Genomic DNA, 18,855 nt, shown 5'->3' with positions numbered 1-18,855 from the left:
GCCTCCCGCCCGCCGGAACCCTCCCGGTGTCCTGAGTGGGCCGGAGGGCGCGCCGGTGCCGGGAGGCGGGGGCACCCGCCGGGCGGCGCTCCTGGGGGGCCGCGAGGCGGGCGGGGCTCAGAAGAGGACCGACATCAGGGCGCCGACCTCGGTGAAGCCGACACGGCGGTAGGCGGCGCGCGCGGGGGTGTTGAAGTCGTTGACGTAGAGGCTGGCGACCGGGGCGACGTCGCGCAGGGCGTAGTGCAGCACCGCGGCCATGCCGGTCTCGGACAGCCCGCGGCCGCGGTACGCGGGCGCGACCCAGACGCCCTGGATCTGGCAGGTGTGCCGGGTGACGGCGCCGAGTTCCGCCTTGAAGACCACCTCGCCGTTCTCGATCCGGGCGAACGCCCGCCCGGCGGAGACGAGTTCGGCGACCCGTGCCTGGTACAGCAGCCCGCCGTCGCCGGCCAGCGGCGAGATCCCGACCTCCTCGGTGAACATGGCCACGCACGCGGGCATGACCACCTCCATCTCGTTGCGCCGGACCCGGCGCACGAGCGGGTCGGGGGCGACGTCGGCGGGCAGCGCGCGCGTGGTCATCAGGGGCTGCCGGGCACGGATCTCCCGGGCCGGGCCCCAGTACGGTTCGAGGCGCGCCCACAGGTCGGCGGTCGCCTCGGCCGGGCCGACGATCGACGAGCAGCGGCGGCCGGCCCGGCGGGCCCGGTCGGCGAAGGCGCTGACCGCCTCGGGCGTCGCGCAGATCGGCACGAGGTTGGCGCCCGCGTAGCACAGCGAGGTGAGGCGTCCGCCGGAGTACCAGCCCCACATCTCGCCGCCGAGCCGCCACGGGTCGAGGCCGGCGATGTTCACCCGGGAGGTGACGAAGGCGTTGGCGACCGGGTCGCGGTCCAGCACCGCGAGGGCGGCGTCGAGGTCGCCGGGTTCGAGGACGCGCGCGGTCGGTTGGGTCAGCACGGGCACCCCTGAGCGTACGGGCCGGGCTCCTCGGCGGGCGAGGAGGTCCGCGGGCACCGTACGGGGCTGCGGTCGGGCGTGGCGGGTGTCGCGTGCGGCACGCCGGACGCGGCACCCGGCCGAAGGCGTGCGGTCAGGAGATGCTCACCTGCGGCTCGCCGGACGCGACACCGGCCGCCTCCATCTGCTCGGCCAGCTTCATGGCCTCCTCGATCAGGGTCTCCACGATCTGCGACTCGGGCACGGTCTTGATGACCTCGCCCTTGACGAAGATCTGCCCCTTGCCGTTGCCGGAGGCGACGCCGAGGTCGGCCTCGCGGGCCTCACCGGGGCCGTTGACGACGCAGCCCATGACGGCGACCCGCAGCGGGACCTCCATGCCGTCCAGACCCGCGGAGACCTGGTCGGCGAGCTTGTAGACGTCGACCTGGGCGCGGCCGCAGGACGGGCAGGAGACGATCTCCAGCCGGCGCTGGCGCAGGTTCAGCGACTCCAGGATCTGGATGCCGACCTTGACCTCCTCGGCCGGCGGCGCCGAGAGCGAGACCCGGATGGTGTCGCCGATGCCCTCGGCGAGCAGCGCGCCGAAGGCGACCGCGGACTTGATGGTGCCCTGGAAGGCCGGACCGGCCTCGGTGACGCCGAGGTGCAGCGGGTAGTCGCACTTCTGCGCGAGCAGCCGGTAGGCGTTGACCATGACCACCGGGTCGTTGTGCTTCACGGAGATCTTGATGTCGCGGAAGTCGTGCTCCTCGAAGAGCGACGCCTCCCACAGCGCGGACTCGACCAGCGCCTCCGGGGTGGCCTTGCCGTACTTCTCCAGCAGCCGGCGGTCCAGCGAGCCGGCGTTGACGCCGATCCGGATCGGCACGCGCGCCGCCGAGGCGGCCTTGGCGATCTCCTTGACCTTGTCGTCGAACTGCTTGATGTTGCCGGGGTTGACCCGGACCGCCGCGCAGCCCGCGTCGATCGCCGCGAAGACGTACTTCGGCTGGAAGTGGATGTCGGCGATGACCGGGATCTGCGACTTCCTCGCGATGGTGGCCAGCGCGTCGGCGTCGTCCTGCGTGGGGCAGGCGACCCGGACGATCTGGCAGCCGGACGCGGTCAGCTCGGCGATCTGCTGGAGGGTGGCACCGATGTCGGAGGTGCGGGTGGTGGTCATCGACTGCACGGAGACCGGCGCGTCGCCGCCCACCGCGACACTTCCGACCTGGATCTGACGGCTTTTGCGGCGGTCGGCGAGTTTGGTCGGAACATCCGGCATACCGAGCGAAATCGCGGTCATCTGCGTGGCATCCCCAAGGTGTGGAACGAGGTCCCGGCGTGAGCGGGCTCCGGCATCGAGATTACGACACCGCGCCCGCGACTCTCATCGTCACCACCCGGTCGATGGCCGGTTCCTTCATCGCGAAGACCTCGCCGCCGACCCGGGCCGCGCCGACCACGCCCATCGGCGAGTCGGCCTTGCGCGGGGCGTGGTGGAAGGCGGCGTTCCACAGGTCGGGGATGCGCTGGGGCAGCGACACCAGCGAGTCCACGCCCTGCCTGGCCATGTCGCCCATGTGGTCCACGGAGTCGGCGAAGCCGAGCGGCTGGATGTGGCTGGCCGGGCTGAAGCCGAGGAAGCCGGCCTTCACCGGGTCGCCGTCGGTCGGGTTCCCGTCGCTGTCGGTCCTGGCCACCGTGTTGGTGGTGATGTCCGGGTGCAGGGTGACCCGCCGGCCGTCGCGCAGCACCACGATCGTCGCCGGGCCGGCGCCCTTGCGGATGTCCTCGGACAGCTCCGACCAGCTCTTGACCGGCTTGCCGTCGAACTCCACGAACTTGTCGCCCGCCTTGAGGCCGGCGGTCTTGGCGGGCGCGACCGGGTCGGTGGGGCGGCACGGGTTGTCCGGGTCGCGGTGCGAGGTGTCGGCCTGCGAGATCACGCAGTCGCTGACCTGGCCGACCACGGTCGTCGACATGCTGATGCCGAAGCCCATGAAGACGGTGAGGAAGAGCGCGACGGCGAGCACGAGGTTCATGAACGGCCCGGCGAACATGACGATCACGCGCTTCCACGGCTTGCGCGTGTAGAACATCCGCGTCTCGTCGCCCGGTTGGAGCTCCTCGTACGCGGCGGTCCTGGCGTCCTCGATCATGCTGCGCCACGGCGAGGTGGAGCGGGCGGTGACCCGGCCGTCCTCGCCGGGCGGGAACATGCCGATCATCCGGATGTAGCCGCCCAGCGGGATCGCCTTGAAGCCGTACTCGGTGTCGCCCTTGCGCCGCGACCACAGCGTGGGGCCGAAGCCGACCATGTACTGCGGCACGCGGATCCTGAAGATCTTGGCCCACATCAGGTGGCCCAGCTCGTGCCACGCGATGGAGATCATCAGACCGACGGCGAAGACGACTATGCCGAGGACCGTCATGAGTGCCGTCATACGCCTGCTGCCTCCGTTGCTTGCGCCAGTTCGCCGGCCCGGGCCCGCGCCCAGGTCTCCGCTTCGAGGACGTCCTCGACCCGCAGCCGAGTTCCCGACGCCGGTGTGCCGTGCTCCTCGACGACCTTGGCGACGGTGTCCACGATCCCGGTGAACGGCAGCCGGCCGGCGCGGAAGGCTTCGACGCATTCCTCGTTGGCCGCGTTGAACACCGCGGGCGCGGTGCCCCCGAGGCTACCGACATGTCGGGCCAGTGCGACGGAGGGGAACGCGTCGTCGTCGAGCGGGAAGAACTCCCAGGTGGCCGCCTTCGTCCAGTCGACGCCCGGCGCGGCGTCCGGCACCCGGTGCGGCCAGCCCAGGCCCAGCGCGATCGGCATCCGCATGTCGGGCGGGCTGACCTGCGCGAGGGTGGAGCCGTCGGTGAACTCCACCATCGAGTGAATGTAGGACTGCGGGTGGACGACGACCTCGATCCGGTCGAAGGGGACGTCGAAGAGCAGGTGCGCCTCGATGACCTCCAGGCCCTTGTTGACCAGGGTCGCGGAGTTGATCGTCACCACCGGCCCCATGTCCCAGGTCGGGTGGGCCATCGCCTGCTCGACGGTGACACCGGCCAGTTCGGCGCGGGTGCGGCCGCGGAACGGCCCGCCGGAGGCGGTGACGACCAGCTTGCGGACCTCGGCGCGGGCACCGCCCAGCAGCGCCTGGAAGAGCGCGGAGTGCTCGGAGTCGACCGGCACGACCTGGCCGGGCTTGGCGAGCGCCTTCACCAGCGGGCCGCCGACGATCAGCGACTCCTTGTTGGCGAGGATCAGCACCCGGTCGGCGGCCAGCGCGGCGAGTGTGGGCCGCAGGCCGATGGAGCCGGTGATGCCGTTCAGCACGGAGTGGCACGGCAGGGCCGCGGCCTCGGTGGCGGCCTGCGGCCCGGCGAGGATCTCCGGCAGCGGCCGGCCGCCGTAGTGCCCGGCCAGCGCCTCGCGCAGCGCGGGGACCGCCTTCTCGTCGGCGACGGCGACGGTGCGCACGTCCAGCCGGTGCGCCTGCTCGGCCAGCAGCGCGACCCGCCCGCCCGCGGCGGACAGCGCGACCACCCGGAACCGGTCGGGGTTGCGCAGCACCACGTCGATGGCCTGGGTGCCGATCGAGCCGGTCGAGCCGAGGATCACGATCTCCCGGGGCCCGTCGTCGGGTCCGGCGGGCACGTGCGGGCGGTAGTGCGGGTCAGCGAGAGCGTCCGTCATGGAGGTCATTGTGTCCTGCCCGGGCCCCCTCCCACGCACGGGCCCGGGTCGGGCGGGGTCGCGGCGGGTGGCGGGCGGTGTAGGCGGGTGGTCGGTACGCGCCCCGGTGCGCCGGTCGGTGCGCCGGTCGGCAGGGGGCGCCGGCCAGCGTACGCCCGGAGGCTGTGCGCGGCTCCGCACCCGCCCGAACCGGCGGTGCGCGGCGCCCCGGCCGCGGGCGTACGGCTCCTCAGCGCACCGGGCGCCGCACGTTCCCGGTGGTGGCCGGGCCCGGGCTCGCGTCGGCGATCCACGCGCCCTCCGCACCGGTGTCCGCGATGCCCTCCTCCAGCCAGCCGACCGCGCCGTCGCGGACCGCCCGGGCCAGGCGGCGGTCGGCGTCGTCGGTGTTGGTCCACAGCCGGCCGAACAGCTCCTCCACCCGGATCCGGGACTGGCGGCAGAACGCGTCGGCGAGCCCGCGGGCGGCCGCACCGTTCCCGCCCCGGGCGGCCAGGTGCTCGGCGCGCACGCACACCGCGCTCATCGCGAACAGCTCGGCCCCGATGTCCACGATCCTGGCCAGGAAGTTCTGCTTCAGCTCCATCCGGCCCTGCCAGCGGGACATGGCGTAGAAGGTGCTGCGCGCGAGCTTGCGGGAGGCGCGCTCGACGAACCGCAGGTGTCCGGCGAGCCGGCCGAACTCCGCGTAGGAGGTGGGAAGCTGGCCCGGACCGGCGACGAGCTTCGGCAGCCACCGGGCGTAGAAGCCGCCGGCCCTGGCGCCCGCCCTGGCCTTGTCGGCAAGGGTGCTGTCGGGGTCGATGAGGTCGCCGGCGACCGACAGGTGGGCGTCCACGGCCTCGCGGGCGATCAGCAGGTGCATGATCTCGGTGGAGCCCTCGAAGATCCGGTTGATCCGCAGGTCGCGCAGCATCTGCTCGGCGGGGATCGGGCGCTCGCCGCGGGCGGCGAGCGAGTCGGCGGTCTCGAAGCCGCGGCCGCCGCGGACCTGCACCAGCTCGTCGGCGATCTTCCAGGCCGCCTCGGAGCCGAAGAGCTTGGCGAGCGCGGCCTCGATGCGGATGTCGTTGCGGTCCTCGTCGGCCATCTGCGAGGAGAGGTCGACCACCGCCTCCAGGGCGAACGTGGTGGCCGCCATGTAGGCGATCTTCGCGCCGACCGCCTCGTGCTCGGCGATCGGCTTGCCCCACTGCTCGCGGGCGGCCGACCACTCCCTGGCCACCTTCAGGCACCACTTGGCCGTTCCGACGCAGGCCGCGGGCAGCGAGAGCCGGCCGGTGTTCAGGGTGGTGAGCGCGATCTTCAGGCCGGCGCCCTCGGGGCCGATCCGGTGGGCCGCGGGCACCCGTACCCGGTGCAGGCGGGTGACGCCGTTCTCGATGCCGCGCAACCCCATGAAGGCGTTGCGGTGCTCCACGGTGACGCCCTCGGCGTCCCCCTCGACCACGAAGGCGCTGATGCCGCCGGGGTGGCCCTCGGACCGCGGCACCCGGGCCATCACCACGAGCAGGTCGGCGACGACGCCGTTGGTGGTCCACAGCTTGACGCCGTCGAGCAGGTAGTCGTCCCCGTCCGGCACCGCCGTGGTGGCCAGCCGGGCCGGATCGGAGCCGACGTCCGGCTCGGTGAGCAGGAAGGCGCTGATGTCGGTGCGCGCGCAGCGCGGCAGGAAGGCGTCCTTCTGCTCCTGGGTGCCGAACATCTTCAGCGGCTGTGGCACGCCGATCGACTGGTGGGCCGACAGCAGCGCGCCCACCGCGGGGCTCACCGAGCCGACCATGGCCAGCGCCTTGTTGTAGTACACCTGGGTGAGGCCGAGGCCGCCGTAGGCCGTGTCGATCTTCATGCCGAAGGCGCCCAGCTCCTTCAGACCGCGCACCACCTCGTCGGGGATGAGCGCCTCGCGCTCGATCCGGGCGGCGTCCACCTCGGTCCGCAGGAAGTCGCCGAGCCGGGCGAGGAACGCCTCGCCCGTCGCCACCGCCTCGGGCGAGGGCAGCGGGTGCGGGTGGATCAGGTCGAGCCGGAACCGGCCGAGGAACAGCTCCTTGGCGAAGCTGGGCCGGTGCCATTCCTGCTCGCGGGCGGCCTCGGCGACCTGCCGGGCCTCGCGTTCCGAGACGTTGCGCGTTGCGGTGGGTGCGGACACGGTGGGCGTCACCTCCGGGGAGGACCGGTGTACGTGTCCGTCCTATCCGACATCGGGCGAACCGGCCACAGAAGGACGGCCGGGCCGCCGACGCGCTGTCGGCGGCCCGGCCGTCGTGCCCCGGGCGGCCTGCGCGGCCGCCGGGTGCCCGCTACAGGTCGAGCCCGGTCAGCACCAGCACCCGCTCGTAGGTGTAGTCGTCCATCGCGAACTTGACGCCCTCGCGGCCCTGCCCGGAGTCCTTGACCCCGCCGTAGGGCATCTGGTCGGCGCGGTAGGAGGGCGCGTCGCCGATGATCACGCCGCCGACCTCCAGCTCCCGGTGGGCCCGGAAGGCGGTCTGCAGGTCGTGGGTGAACACGCCGGTCTGAAGACCGAACCGCGAGTCGTTGACGGCCGCGAACGCCTCCGCCACGCCGTCGGCGCGGTGCAGCGACAGCACCGGCCCGAACGCCTCCGCGGTGGCCAGCACCGCGTCGGCGGGCAGCTCGGCGAGCACCGTCGGCGCGTACGCCGCGCCCTCCCGGGTGCCGCCGGTGAGCAGCTTCGCGCCCTTGGCGACGGCGTCGTCCACCCACTGCTCCACGCGCTCCGCGGCCGCCTCGCTGACCAGCGGGCCGACGTCGGTGGCCTCGTCGGTCGGGTCGCCGGTGACCTGGGCGCGCACCTTGGCGACGACCTTCTCGGCGAGCGCGTCGTACACCGAGGCGTCGGCGATGACCCGCTGCACCGAGATGCAGGACTGGCCCGCCTGGTAGTTGGCGAAGGTGGCGATCCGGGTCGCCGCCCACTCCAGGTCCTCCTCGCTCGACCAGTCCGCGAGCACCACGGCCGCGGCGTTCCCGCCCAGCTCCAGCGTGACGTGCTTGCGCGGCACCGAGTCCGCGATCTGGTAGCCGACGGTGTCCGACCCGGTGAACGAGATCACCGGCAGCCGCGGGTCGCGCACCAGCTCGGGCATCCGGTCGTTCGGCACCGGCAGCACGCTCCAGGCGCCCTCCGGCAGCCCCTCGGTCTCGGCCAGCAGCTCGCCGAGCACCAGCGCGGACAGCGGGGTGGCCGGCGCGGGCTTGAGGATGATGGGCGCGCCGACCGCGATCGCCGGGGCGACCTTGTGCGCGACCAGGTTCAGCGGGAAGTTGAACGGCGCGATGCCCAGCACCGGGCCGCGCGGGAAGCGGCGGGTCAGCGCCAGCCGGCCGACGCCGCCCGGGTCGGTGTCCAGGCGCTGCGCCTCGCCGCTGTTGAAGCGCCGAGCCTCCTCGGCGGCGAGCCGGAACACCGACACCGCGCGGCCGACCTCGCCGCGTGCCCACTTCAACGGCTTGCCGTTCTCCGCGGTGATCAGCGCGGCCAGTTCCCCGGCGCGCTCCGCGAGCCGCTTCGCCACGTGGTCGAGCGCCGCGGCGCGCACGTGGGCGGGGGTCGCCGCGAACGCGTCGGTGGCCGCGGCCGCCGCCGCGACGGCCTGCTCGACCTGCTCCTCGTCGGGGACCGAGACCCGGCCGACCAGGCCGCCGTCCCACGAGCTGGTCACGTCGAACTCCTGCGCGCCGCGGACCGGGCGGCCGGCGAGCCAGAACGCGTGCGGCGCTGTGTCTATGGTCGTCATGGGCCCCACGCTAGTTCGCAGGTGCGGGGCGCTTTGTTGTCCGCGGTGGAGCACGACCGCCGTCCTCCGCTACGGATTGGCCAGCGACCCGCGCCGGACCGCCCGATCACCCCCGGAGTGGGGGGCGTGCCCGCCGAGCGCGCGGTGGAACCTCCGCCGCCCACCGGGTGCCCGGTCGGTTGGGGGACCGGGCACCGGCGCCCCGGAAGGTCCGGGGCGCCCCCGCACCGCTCCGTCTCACTGATCCGTCTCACTGCTCCGTCTTGAGGGCGAGCCACAGCTCCATGCGCACGTCCGGGTCGTCCAGGGAGCGCCCGAGGATCTCCTCGACCCTCCGCATGCGGTACCGCAGGGTGTGCCGGTGCACGCCGAGGTCCGCGGCGGCGGCGTCCCACTGGCCGTGGCGGGCCAGCCACGCGGCGAGCGACGCCACCAGGTCCCCCCGCGAGGTCGCGTCGTGTTCCCGCAGCGGCCGCAGCAGCCCCTCCGCGAAGGCGCGCACCGCGTCGTCGGCGAGCAGCGGGACCACCGAGCCGACCCCGACCTCGCCGTGCTCGACCAGGTTCACACCGCGCCGCCGGGCCACCGCGAGGGCGCGTTCGGCCTGGCCGCGGGCGGTGGGCGCGTCGGCGGGATCGACCGGCGCCGACACGCCGACCGCCACCCCCTCCTCGGCCCCGGCCAGGTCGGCGGCCACGGTGAGCGCCGCGGCGCCCTCGGCCGCGAGCACGATCAGCCGCTCGCCCTCGGTGACGACCAGGACGGGTTCGGCGGCGCGGACCGCGGCGGCCTCCGTGCGCTCGGCCAGCAGCGCCAGCGCCTCGGGGAGCCCGGGTGCCTCGACGCCCTGCGGCGCCTCCGACCCGAGCGGCGCCTGTGCGCCGGCCGCGCTTCCGCCCGCCTCGGCGACGAGCATCCGCACCGGCGCGTCCAGGAGCGTGCCGTACAGCGGCCCGGCGGTGGCGCGGGCGTGCTCGGTCTCGCCGGCCAGCAGCATCCGCAACAGCGCCGCGGAGAGCCGGCCCTGGGCGGCGACCAGGGCCCGGGACTGTTCGAGCGACAGCGTCAGCAGCGCGACCGCGGCGTGCACGACGTACCGCGCGGAGGTGTCGAGGCGCTCCTCGGTGCCGACCGCGAGGAAGCCGCGCGGCCGCCGCCCGGTGCCCAGCGACTGGAGCTCGACCCGGTCCTCGCTGCCGGCCGGGCCGGCCACCGCCGCGCTCGCGGGCGCCGGCACGGCCCGCAGCCGGTCGATCTCGCCGCCCAGCCGCGCGGCCCTGCGCCCCGCCCACTCCGGTGCCGCGGCCAGTACCGCGCCGGACGCGTCGTACAGCGCCGCCCAGCCGTTGAGGTGCGCGGCCAGCCGGGCCAGCAGCGCGGCGGTCCCGTCGGGCGCCAGCGCCGCCCTGGTGAGCTCCCGCTGCGCCTCGAAGCCGGCCGTCACCGCCTGGTACCGGTCGGCGGCCACCGCCGCCGACACCGCCTTGCTGATCGCGATGAAGGGCGTGGCCCGCGGCACCTCCAGCAGGGGCAGGCCGGCCTCCTGCGCGGCCTCGACCAGCGCCCGCGGCACCTCGTCGTGGCCCACGCCGACGCCGAACCCGAGCCCGACCACGCCGGCCGCCGCCAGCCGCCGCACGTAGGCGGCCACCGCCCCGGTGTCGGCCGTGTCCAGCTTCAGGCCGGTGGTGAGGAGGAGTTCGCCGCCCTCCAGGTAGGGCGCGGGGTCCTCCAGCTCGCTGGTGTGCACCCAGCGCACCTGCGCGCCGAGCCGCTCGCCCGCGGCGAGCGCGGTGAGCCTGAGCGACGTGTGGTGCGCGAGCGACGCGAGCGTGAGAGGCATGCCTACCTGGTGCCGTTCGAGGACGCAGGCCCGCCGACCGGCCGCCGGCACCCTGGATTCCCCCGCACCGTACCGCACCCCCTCACGTGCGCAGGTCGACCAGCACGGGTGGCGCGTGCTCGCCCGTGGTCGTGGTCAGCGACACCACCGCGTGCCCCACGGGAACCTGATGGGAGAGGTCGGCGGCCGACCAGCGCTCCCGCTCCACCTCGCGGACGGTGACCGACTCGGTGGTGACGACCTCTCCGGTGAACAGCCGCCGTACGCCGCGGCTCAGCCGCCGGGGCAGCCCGCCGGACTGGTCGGGGGTCCGGGTGACGTCGCGGGTCTGCACCCGCATGGTGCCCCACGTCTCGGAGAAGAACCGGCCGTCGCGCGGCGAGACGCCCGCGAACACCATCCGGCAGCCGACCGCGCCGACCACCGCCCCGCGCAGCCCCTCCGGCAGCGCGTCCAGCGAGCGCAGCCCGAACAGCGCGCCGGCGTTGAGGCCGCGCAGGGACGGCAGCGCCCGCAGCGTCCCCTCCGACAGCGCCTGGGCGGCGTCGTCGACCACGATGCAGGCGAACAGCGAGCGGTCCCGGCGGGCGGAGACCGCGGCGGTGAACTGGGCGAGCAGCAGCCGCACCAGGATGCGGGACGCCTCGGCGTGGCCGCGTTCGGGCAGCTCCACCCGGACCCGCAGCGGGTGCGCCAGCGCGTGCATGGCGAACGGCCGGCTGCGCCCCGAGGTGTCGAAGAAGCCGGCGAACGCGGGCCGGTCGAGCACCCCGATCCGGTCGGCGAGCGCGGTGCCGATGTCGCCGGGCCGGGCGCTCTGCCGCTCCCGGGCGTCGAGTTCGCGCACCAGGCCCGGCATGCCCACCGCGTCGACGGCCTCGCGCAGCGCGGCGAAGGCGTGCGGCAGCCCCTCCAGCAGTTCGCGCAGCACCGGCACCGGCGGGAACCGGCCGTGCGCGGCGGCGTAGGGGCCCAGCAACTGGCCCAGCGCGGTGGCGGCGCGGCGCTGGTCGGTCTCCGGTCCGTCGGTCAGCGCCTCGGCGAGCAGCCAGGCGGCCGTGTCGGGATCGGTGGTGCCGCCGTACAGGTCGAGGTCGTAGCGCGAGGCGGGGTCGGCGAGCGAGATCACCACGTCGTACGCCTCGGCCGGGCCGAGGTCCACGTCGGCGCCGGCGACCGCGACGACCGCGGCGCGGCCGGCGAGCGCCTGGAGGCACAGCGACTCGACCACCGGGCGCATCAGCAGTCGGCTCTTGCCGGCGCCGGGCGGCCCGACGGCGAGCAGCCCGGTGCCGAGCACGCCCGGGTCGAGGGCGATGCCCGCGCCGCGGTACTGGTAGCCGTTGCGCTTGTCCTCCACGCCCGTGCCGATCCGCACCTGGCCGCCGAGCAGGTCGTGGTCGGCGGTCCGCCGCGGCACGTCACGGGCGCCGGAGGGGTGCACCATGGCGGCGCCGCCGAGCCGCAGCACGCCGTCCGCGAACTCCTGCGCGCCCTCGTGCCGCTGGTGCACCGCCTGCCATGCCCGGCGCACCCGGGCGCAGTCGACGTCGTTCATCCGGCCGGTGCGCACGTCCTGCGCGAGCCGGTCGGCCACCGCGGCGTACCCGGCCGCCCGCAGCTCCGCCCACTCGGCCGGCGCGGGGAGCGCCGCGGGCTCGCCGGGGCCCTGCTTCGGTACGGCTCCGGGCGCGTACGGCTGCCGGCCGCCGGGCCCGGTGCGCCCGCGCAGCAGGTCGGCCCAGCGGCCGTACTTCGCGGCCGCGACCGCCACGACCAGCGCGGCGATCACGTCGACCTCGTACTGCACGCGCAGCGCCGCCTGCTGGCCGTGCTGGAAGGACGACGGCGGGTAGAACGGCAGTATCAGCGACATCAGCGGCAGGACGTTCTTGTCGCTGAGCACCCAGACGGCCACGCCGATCGCCGCGGCGGCGGCGGCCCGGGCGCGCGGCTCGCTCAGGTAGCGCCGGCCCACCTCCCGCCAACTGCCGATCTTCGCGAAGTAGTGGGTGAGCAGTGCCAGCCACAGGCACTCGTAGAAGGCGGCGGCGAACTGGCCCATCCGTGAGGGGTGGCTGCCGTGCCACCAGGCACCGGGGGTGAGCATGGTCAGCGGGCGCTTCCAGAGCGGGACGTAGCCGTTCTTCATCAGCGACCACAGCAGGAACCAGCACAGCAGCGCCAGCACCGCCCCGCCGATCAGCCTGCGGTCGGTCATCCGGTCGGGGTCGTCCGGCGGCCGGGGCACGTGCCCGTAGGCGTAGATCCCGGGGGCGTCCGACACGCGCGGGGTGCGCAGCCAGCGCTCGACCGCGGACAGCGGCGGCGCCTGCGCCGGGGCGGGCGGTGGCGCGGCCGGCCGCGGCACCGGGGTGTTCGGCGGCCGGGGCGGCGGGGCGGGCTGCCCGTACGGGGCGCCCTGGGGACGGGTGTTGCGGTCCTTGGCATCCATCGCGCGCCTGCCCTCACCCCATCATCGCCGCCGATGCGCACAATGTAGTCGAGCCGCTACGTGGACAAAAGGATCTTGGCGTATTCCGGCGCCGCCGCGCGCACTGTCCGAACCGGCGAAACCGCGGCCCGCAGTGTTACCTATCGGCGTATGCGGGTGCCCCGGGCCCCGCCTACCCTCCGGAGAAAACCGGGGAGCGTCACAGCACACGTAGGGAGAGCGCCGTCATGACCACAGTTCCGCAGGAGCGCAGGCTCGTCACCGAGGTACCAGGACCGAAGTCGCGGGAGCTGGCGGCCCGCAAGTCGGCCGCGGTGGCCGACGGGGTGGGGGTGACGCTGCCGGTGTTCGTGTCCCGCGCGGGCGGCGGCATCGTGGAGGACGTGGACGGCAACCGGCTGATCGACTTCGGCTCGGGCATCGCCGTGACGTCGGTGGGCAACAGCGCGGAGGCGGTGGTCCGGCGGGCCTCGGCCCAGCTCGCGGACTTCACCCACACCTGTTTCATGATCACGCCCTACGAGGGCTACGTCGAGGTGTGCGAGGAGCTGGCCGCGCTCACCCCGGGCGACCACGCGAAGAAGTCCGCGCTGTTCAACTCCGGCGCGGAGGCGGTGGAGAACGCGGTGAAGATCGCCCGCGCGTACACCAGGCGCCCCGCCGTGGTGGTGTTCGACCACGGCTACCACGGCCGGACCAACCTCACGATGGCGCTGACCGCCAAGAACATGCCGTACAAGGAGGGCTTCGGGCCGTTCGCGCCGGAGGTGTACCGGGTGCCGCTGGCGTACGGCTACCGCTGGCTGACCGGGCCCGAGCACGCGGCCGAGGAGGCCGCGGCCCAGGCGATCGACATGATCACCAAGCAGATCGGCGCCGAGCACGTCGCCGCGATCGTGATCGAGCCGATCGCGGGCGAGGGCGGCTTCATCGAGCCCGCGAAGGGCTTCCTGCCGCGGATGGCGCAGTTCGCCCGGGACAACGGCATCGTGTTCGTGGCCGACGAGATCCAGACCGGCTTCTGCCGGACCGGCCAGTGGTTCGCGTGCGAGGACGAGGGTGTGGTGCCGGACCTGATCACCACGGCGAAGGGCATCGCGGGCGGGCTGCCGCTGGCCGCGGTGACCGGCCGCGCGGAGATCATGGACGCGGCGCACTCCGGCGGCCTGGGCGGCACCTACGGCGGCAACCCGGTGGCGTGCGCGGCCGCGCTCGGCGCGATCGAGACGATGCGCGAGCTGGACCTGCCGGCCCGGGCGCGGCGGATCGGCGAGGTGATGACGCCGCGGCTGCGCGCGCTGCAGGAGAAGTTCCCGGCGATCGGCGAGGTCCGCGGCCGGGGCGCGATGATCGCGGTCGAGCTGGTGCGGCCGGGCACGAAGGAGCCGGACCCGGCGCTGACCACCGCGGTCGCCAAGGCGTGCCACGCGGCCGGCCTGGTCGTGCTGACGTGCGGCACGTACGGGAACGTGTTGCGCTTCCTGCCGCCCCTGGTGATCGGCGAGGATCTGTTGCGGGAGGGCCTGGACATCATCGAGGCGGCCTTCGCCGGCGTGTGAACGTGAGACGTGCCGTGTGGCGGGTGTGGCCCGTGGGACACGGGGGACGGGGTCGTGAAGAAGGTGTGCGAGCCTGATGGCGGACGGGTGATCGGCGGCCCTGATGAGCCGCCTGTGACGTACGGTTTCCGAGGAACACCCCGCACGTGGCCGAATCCCAGTGAGGAGGCCGCGGGCGACACCGCGCCGATGAATCCCCATCACCGGCGCAGCAGTGCCCTCGCGCACGAAAACGCCGGGACCTCTGGCCCCGGTGATCCTCGCCGATCGGCTGGCCGTTCGTCCCAAACCCCCCGGGACGGACGGTACGGCGATCGCCCTGGCCGCCCCGGAACTCTCCCCCCTGTTCCGGGGCGGCTGACTCCTTTCCGGGCCCTCGCCGCGCTCGCCGGCCTCCTCGCCCTCGCCGTCACCGCCTTCTGCCTGCTGACCTGGCAGGTGTCCAGCGGCGGCCGGCTGGTCGCGGACGACTGGCGGGCGCTGCGCGCCGCGCGGCGGGCGGCCGCCGCGCACCCGGGGTTCGACGGCGCCGCGCACGTCCTGTGCGACCTCGGCGACATCGCGGTGGCCGTGCCGGTGTCACTGGCCGCTCTGCTGCTGGCCGCCCGGCTGGGGCGCCGGGCGGGGCTGCGCCGCTGGTGGGTGCCGCCGGCCGCCGCGGCGCTGGCGCTGTGCCTGCTCCCGGTGGTGGTGGGCGGGGTGAAGTCGGCGGTGGACCGCCCGGCGCCGGGCCGGGTGCGCGCCGACCCGGACTACGGCTACTTCCCGTCCGGCCACACCGCGACCTCCTCCGTGGCGTTCGGGCTGGCCGCACTGGTGCTGCTGCCGTACGTGCGGCGTACGGCGCTGCGCGTGCTGCTGGCCGTCGGCACCGCGCTGCTGGCGCTGCTGGTGGGGGTCGCGCTGGTGTGGTGCGACTTCCACTGGCCGCTGGACGTGCTGGCGAGCTGGTGCCTGGCGGTGGCGCTGCTGGCGGCCGTGGCGGCCGCGCAGCGGGTGCCGGGGGCGGTCAGGAGTTGGTCGGGAAGCCCAGGTTGAGCCCCGCGTGCGAGGGGTCGGGCCAGCGCTGGGTGACGGCCTTGCCGCGGGTGAAGAAGCGCACCCCGTCCTCGCCGTAGGCGTGCGCGTCGCCGAACAGCGAGGACTTCCACCCGCCGAAGGAGTAGTACGCCACCGGCACCGGGATCGGCACGTTGATGCCGACCATGCCCACCTCCACCTCGCGCTGGAAGCGCCGGGCCGCCCCGCCGTCGCAGGTGAACAGCGCGGTGCCGTTCCCGTACGGGTTGGCGTTGATCAGCTCCAGCCCGGCGTCGTAGCTGGGCACGCGCACCACGGAGAGCACCGGGCCGAAGATCTCGTCGTCGTAGACGGACATGCCGGGGCGGACGTGGTCGAAGAGGGTCGGGCCGAGCCAGAAGCCGCCGGGGTCGCCGTCCACGGCGTGCTTGCGGCCGTCGGCGACCAGCACGGCGCCGTCGGCGGTGCCGGAGTCGAGGTAGCCGGTGACCTTGTCCCGGTGCGCGCCGGTGACCAGGGGGCCCATCGCGGAGCCGGGCGCCGAGCCGGGGCCGACGGTCAGGGTGGCGATGCGCTGCTTGATCCGCGCCACCAGGTCGTCGCCGACCGGGTCGACCGCGACCAGCACGGAGACCGCCATGCAGCGCTCGCCGGCGGCGCCGTAGCCGGCGTTGACCGCCGCGTCCGCGGCGAGGTCGAGGTCGGCGTCGGGCAGCACCAGCATGTGGTTCTTGGCACCGCCCAGGGCCTGGACGCGCTTGCCGTGGCGGGTGCCGGCCTCGTAGACGGACCGGGCGACCGGGGTGGAGCCGACGAAGGAGACCGCCTTGACGCCGGGGTGCTCCAGCAGCCGGTCGACGGCGGCGCGGTCGCCGTGCACGACGTTGAACACGCCGTCGGGCAGGCCGGCCTCCCGCCACAGGGCGGCGAGGAAGTTCGCCGCGGACGGGTCCTTCTCGGACGGCTTGACGATGACGGTGTTGCCGGTGGCGATGGCGAGCGGGAAGAACCACATCGGCACCATGGCGGGGAAGTTGAACGGCGAGACGATCGCGACCGGGCCCAGCGGCTGGCGCAGCGAGTAGACGTCGATGTCGGTGGACGCCTGCTCGGTGTAGGCGCCCCTGGCCAGTTGCGGGATGCCGCAGGCGTACTCGACGACCTCCAGGCCGCGGGCGACCTCGCCGAGCGCGTCGGAGTGCACCTTGCCGTGCTCGGAGACGATCAGCGCGGCCAGCTCGTCGCGGCGGGCGTGGAGCAGCTCGCGGAAGGCGAACAGCACCCCGGTGCGCCGGGCGACGGAGGCGTCGCGCCAGCCGCCGAACGCCGCGGTGGCGGCGTCGACCGCCTCGTCCACGACGTCGGGCCCGGCGAAGTCCACCCGCCCGGTGACGCGGCCGGTGGCCGGGTCGTAGACGTCGCCGTGCCGCTCGGCGGTGCCCGTCCAGGCGCGGCCGGCGATCCAGTGCGTGATGTGCGAGGTCGAGGTCGTCACGGGGTGAGCCCTTCCGTCGTCGTCTGCCGCCAGTGTCGCCACGGGCGGCGGGGTGCCACAAGGACCCGGGCGCGACGGCGGGGGCGGGTCGCCCTCAGCCGCCGGCGAGCCGGGCGGCCGCCTCGTGCATCGCGAGTTCGAGCACGACCGGGTCGGTCAGGTGCCCGGTGCCGTCCGGCGGGATCAGCCAGCGCACTCCCCCGGTCGGCCGGCCGGGGTAGGGCACCACGATCCAGGTGCCGCGGCCGGCGCCGCGCACCCCGGTGCCGAGCCAGCGCGCCGCGGTGCCCGGCGGCACGAAGAAGCCCATCCGCTCCTCGCCGAAGTCGGCGAGCACCGGGCCGGTCCGGCCCATCAGCCGGGTCAGCACGTCGAGGGTGGGGTAGCCGATCCGGACCGGCACGATCAGCACGTCCCACTGCCGCCCGGCGGGCAGCAGCGCCACGCCGAGCGGGCTGCGCTCCCACTCCCGTCTGCATCCCCGCGGGTCGTCCGCGACCGAAGCCAGCCACTCCACCGCGCCCTTCGCGCCCGTGTCGGCCATCCTTGGACCCCTCCGTCCGTCGTGCGAGGCGTGTGCCGTCACACGGGAGAGGGCGTCGGGGCCGGTTCATTACGCGGGTTCGGCCCCTCATCGGCTGTGACCCGCCTCACACCGCGCGGCGGGCCGGCGCGGCGGGCCGCTCACGAGTCGAAGCCGAGGCCGGCCCGGTCCAGGGCGCGCAGCCACAGGTTGCGCCGCCCCGCGGCCCGGTCGGCGCGCGCCAGCGACCACTGCGTCAGCCCGATCGCGGCGGTGGCCAGCGGCTCGGGCGGGAAGGGCAGCGGGCGCCGGCGGACCATGGCGAGCGCGGTGCGCTCGGTGGTCCGCCCGGCCAGCAGGTCGAGCATCACCTCGGCCCCGAACCGCGTGGCGCCGACCCCGAGCCCGGTGTACCCGGCCGCGTAGGCGACCCGGCCGCCGAACCCGGTGCCGAAGAACGCCGAGAAGCGGGTGCAGGTGTCGATGGCGCCGCCCCAGGCGTGGCTGAACCTGACCCCCTCCAACTGCGGGAAGCACGCGAAGAAGTGCCGGGCCAGCCGCAGGTACGTCTCCGGCCGCTGGTCGTAGGCGGCGCTCATCCGGCCGCCGCGCGGGTAGACCGCGTCGTAGCCGCCCCACAGCACCCGGCCGTCGGCGGTGAGCCGGAAGTAGTGGAAGCGGTTGGCGCTGTCGCCCAGCCCCTGCCGGCCGCGCCAGCCGATCGCGGCGCGCTGTTCGGCGGTGAGCGGCTCGGTGGTCAGGGCGTAGTCGTAGACCGGCACGGTGTGGCGCCGGGTCCGGCGCAGCAGCGAGGGGAACACGCCGGTGCCCAGCGCCACGTGGTGGGCCAGCGCCCGGCCGTAGGGGGTGCGCACCGCGAGGGCGGCGCCGTAGCGGACCAGGGACAGGGCGGGGGTGTGCTCGTAGATCCGCACCCCGGCCCGGTCGGCGGCGTGCCGCAGGCCCCAGGCGAGCTTGGCCGGGTGGACCAGGGCGACGCCGCGCCGGTCGTACAGCCCGGCGTGGAAGGTGGGCGAGTCGACCTCGGCGCGCACCTGGTCGCGGTCGAGGAACTCCAGGTCGACGCCGTGCCGCCGCGCGGTGGCGTGCGCCTGGCGCAGCTCGTCGACCTGGTACGGGGCGGTGGCCACGTCGATCTCGCCGGTCCGCTCGAACTCGCAGTCCAGGCCGTGGCGCCGCACCGCGTCCTCGATGGCGTCGAGGTTGCGCGCGCCGAGTTCCTGCAGGGCGGCGAACTCGTCGGGCCAGCGCGCGAGTCCGTTGGCGAATCCGTGGGTGAGGCTGGCCGCGCAGAAGCCGCCGTTGCGGCCGGAGGCGGCCGCGCCGATCCTGCCGCCCTCGATCAGCACCACGTCCCGGCCCGGGTCGCGCTCCTTGGCCAGCAGCGCGGTCCACAGCCCGCTGTAGCCGCCGCCGACCACCAGCAGGTCGCAGTGCTCCACGCCGGACAGCGCCGGTTCGGCCTCCGGGCGCGCCGGGTCGTCGAGCCAGTACGGCACCGGGCGGACGGAGGCGAGGGCGCGGGCGGCGTCCACG

Annotated in this window: 12 protein-coding genes and 1 pseudogene; 2 read left to right on the top strand and 11 right to left on the bottom strand. The window is 74.7% G+C overall.

The annotated features are described in order from the left end of the window. Nucleotides 1-117 precede the first annotated feature (117 nt). The 8 genes and pseudogenes from RVR_RS27080 to RVR_RS27045 form a co-directional block, all read right to left on the bottom strand. The gene (locus RVR_RS27080) at nt 118-963 is read right to left on the bottom strand and encodes a GNAT family N-acetyltransferase (protein WP_202236501.1); all 846 of its coding nucleotides are present in this window, start codon (nt 961-963) and stop codon (nt 118-120) included. A gap of 133 nt (nt 964-1,096) precedes the next feature. Further along, on the bottom strand, nt 1,097-2,251 hold the full coding sequence (ispG, locus tag RVR_RS27075) for a flavodoxin-dependent (E)-4-hydroxy-3-methylbut-2-enyl-diphosphate synthase (RefSeq protein WP_202236500.1): 1,155 nt from the start codon (nt 2,249-2,251) through the stop codon (nt 1,097-1,099). Nucleotides 2,252-2,336: 85 nt separating this feature from the next. After that, nucleotides 2,337-3,392, bottom strand: a pseudogene (locus tag RVR_RS27070) (M50 family metallopeptidase); the annotation flags it as partial. Continuing rightward, nucleotides 3,389-4,639 (bottom strand): 1-deoxy-D-xylulose-5-phosphate reductoisomerase, encoded by a 1,251-nt coding sequence (gene dxr, locus RVR_RS27065; protein WP_202236498.1) that lies wholly within the window; start codon nt 4,637-4,639, stop codon nt 3,389-3,391. The gene dxr and the pseudogene RVR_RS27070, both read right to left, overlap by 4 nt. 229 nt (nt 4,640-4,868) lie before the next feature. Further along, entirely contained in the window at nt 4,869-6,791 is a 1,923-nt protein-coding gene (locus RVR_RS27060; RefSeq protein ID WP_202236497.1) for an acyl-CoA dehydrogenase family protein, read from the bottom strand. A gap of 151 nt (nt 6,792-6,942) precedes the next feature. After that, on the bottom strand, nt 6,943-8,403 hold the full coding sequence (locus tag RVR_RS27055) for an aldehyde dehydrogenase family protein (protein WP_202236496.1): 1,461 nt from the start codon (nt 8,401-8,403) through the stop codon (nt 6,943-6,945). Nucleotides 8,404-8,653: 250 nt separating this feature from the next. Then, nucleotides 8,654-10,246 (bottom strand): PucR family transcriptional regulator, encoded by a 1,593-nt coding sequence (locus tag RVR_RS27050; RefSeq protein WP_202236495.1) that lies wholly within the window; start codon nt 10,244-10,246, stop codon nt 8,654-8,656. 82 nt (nt 10,247-10,328) lie between these two features. Further along, nucleotides 10,329-12,701 (bottom strand): type IV secretory system conjugative DNA transfer family protein, encoded by a 2,373-nt coding sequence (locus RVR_RS27045; RefSeq protein WP_237404987.1) that lies wholly within the window; start codon nt 12,699-12,701, stop codon nt 10,329-10,331. A 227-nt stretch (nt 12,702-12,928) separates the two neighbouring features. Here RVR_RS27045 and gabT point away from each other — a divergent pair, with 227 nt between their 5' ends. Beyond that, entirely contained in the window at nt 12,929-14,260 is a 1,332-nt protein-coding gene (gene gabT / locus RVR_RS27040; RefSeq protein WP_202236494.1) for a 4-aminobutyrate--2-oxoglutarate transaminase, read from the top strand. A 438-nt stretch (nt 14,261-14,698) separates the two neighbouring features. After that, nucleotides 14,699-15,298: a phosphatase PAP2 family protein gene (locus RVR_RS27035; protein WP_237404986.1), complete on the top strand. Its 600-nt coding sequence runs from the start codon at nt 14,699-14,701 to the stop codon at nt 15,296-15,298. Here RVR_RS27035 and RVR_RS27030 read toward each other — a convergent pair. The 3 genes from RVR_RS27030 to RVR_RS27020 form a co-directional block, all read right to left on the bottom strand. Further along, nucleotides 15,270-16,775, bottom strand: coding sequence for a CoA-acylating methylmalonate-semialdehyde dehydrogenase (locus RVR_RS27030; RefSeq protein WP_202236492.1), 1,506 nt, complete (start codon nt 16,773-16,775; stop codon nt 15,270-15,272). The genes RVR_RS27035 and RVR_RS27030 overlap by 29 nt on opposite strands. Before the next feature lie 94 nt (nt 16,776-16,869). Next, complete coding sequence (locus tag RVR_RS27025; RefSeq protein WP_202236491.1) at nt 16,870-17,319, bottom strand: hypothetical protein; 450 nt, start codon at nt 17,317-17,319, stop codon at nt 16,870-16,872. A gap of 140 nt (nt 17,320-17,459) precedes the next feature. Beyond that, on the bottom strand, nt 17,460-18,854 hold the full coding sequence (locus tag RVR_RS27020; protein ID WP_202239251.1) for an NAD(P)/FAD-dependent oxidoreductase: 1,395 nt from the start codon (nt 18,852-18,854) through the stop codon (nt 17,460-17,462). Nucleotide 18,855 lies beyond the last annotated feature (1 nt).

Source organism: Streptomyces sp. SN-593 (assembly GCF_016756395.1).
GTDB classification, from domain to species: domain Bacteria; phylum Actinomycetota; class Actinomycetes; order Streptomycetales; family Streptomycetaceae; genus Actinacidiphila; species Actinacidiphila reveromycinica.
The sequence above is the reverse complement of the archived record's forward strand: the minus strand, read 5'-3'. Positions and strand labels throughout refer to the sequence as shown.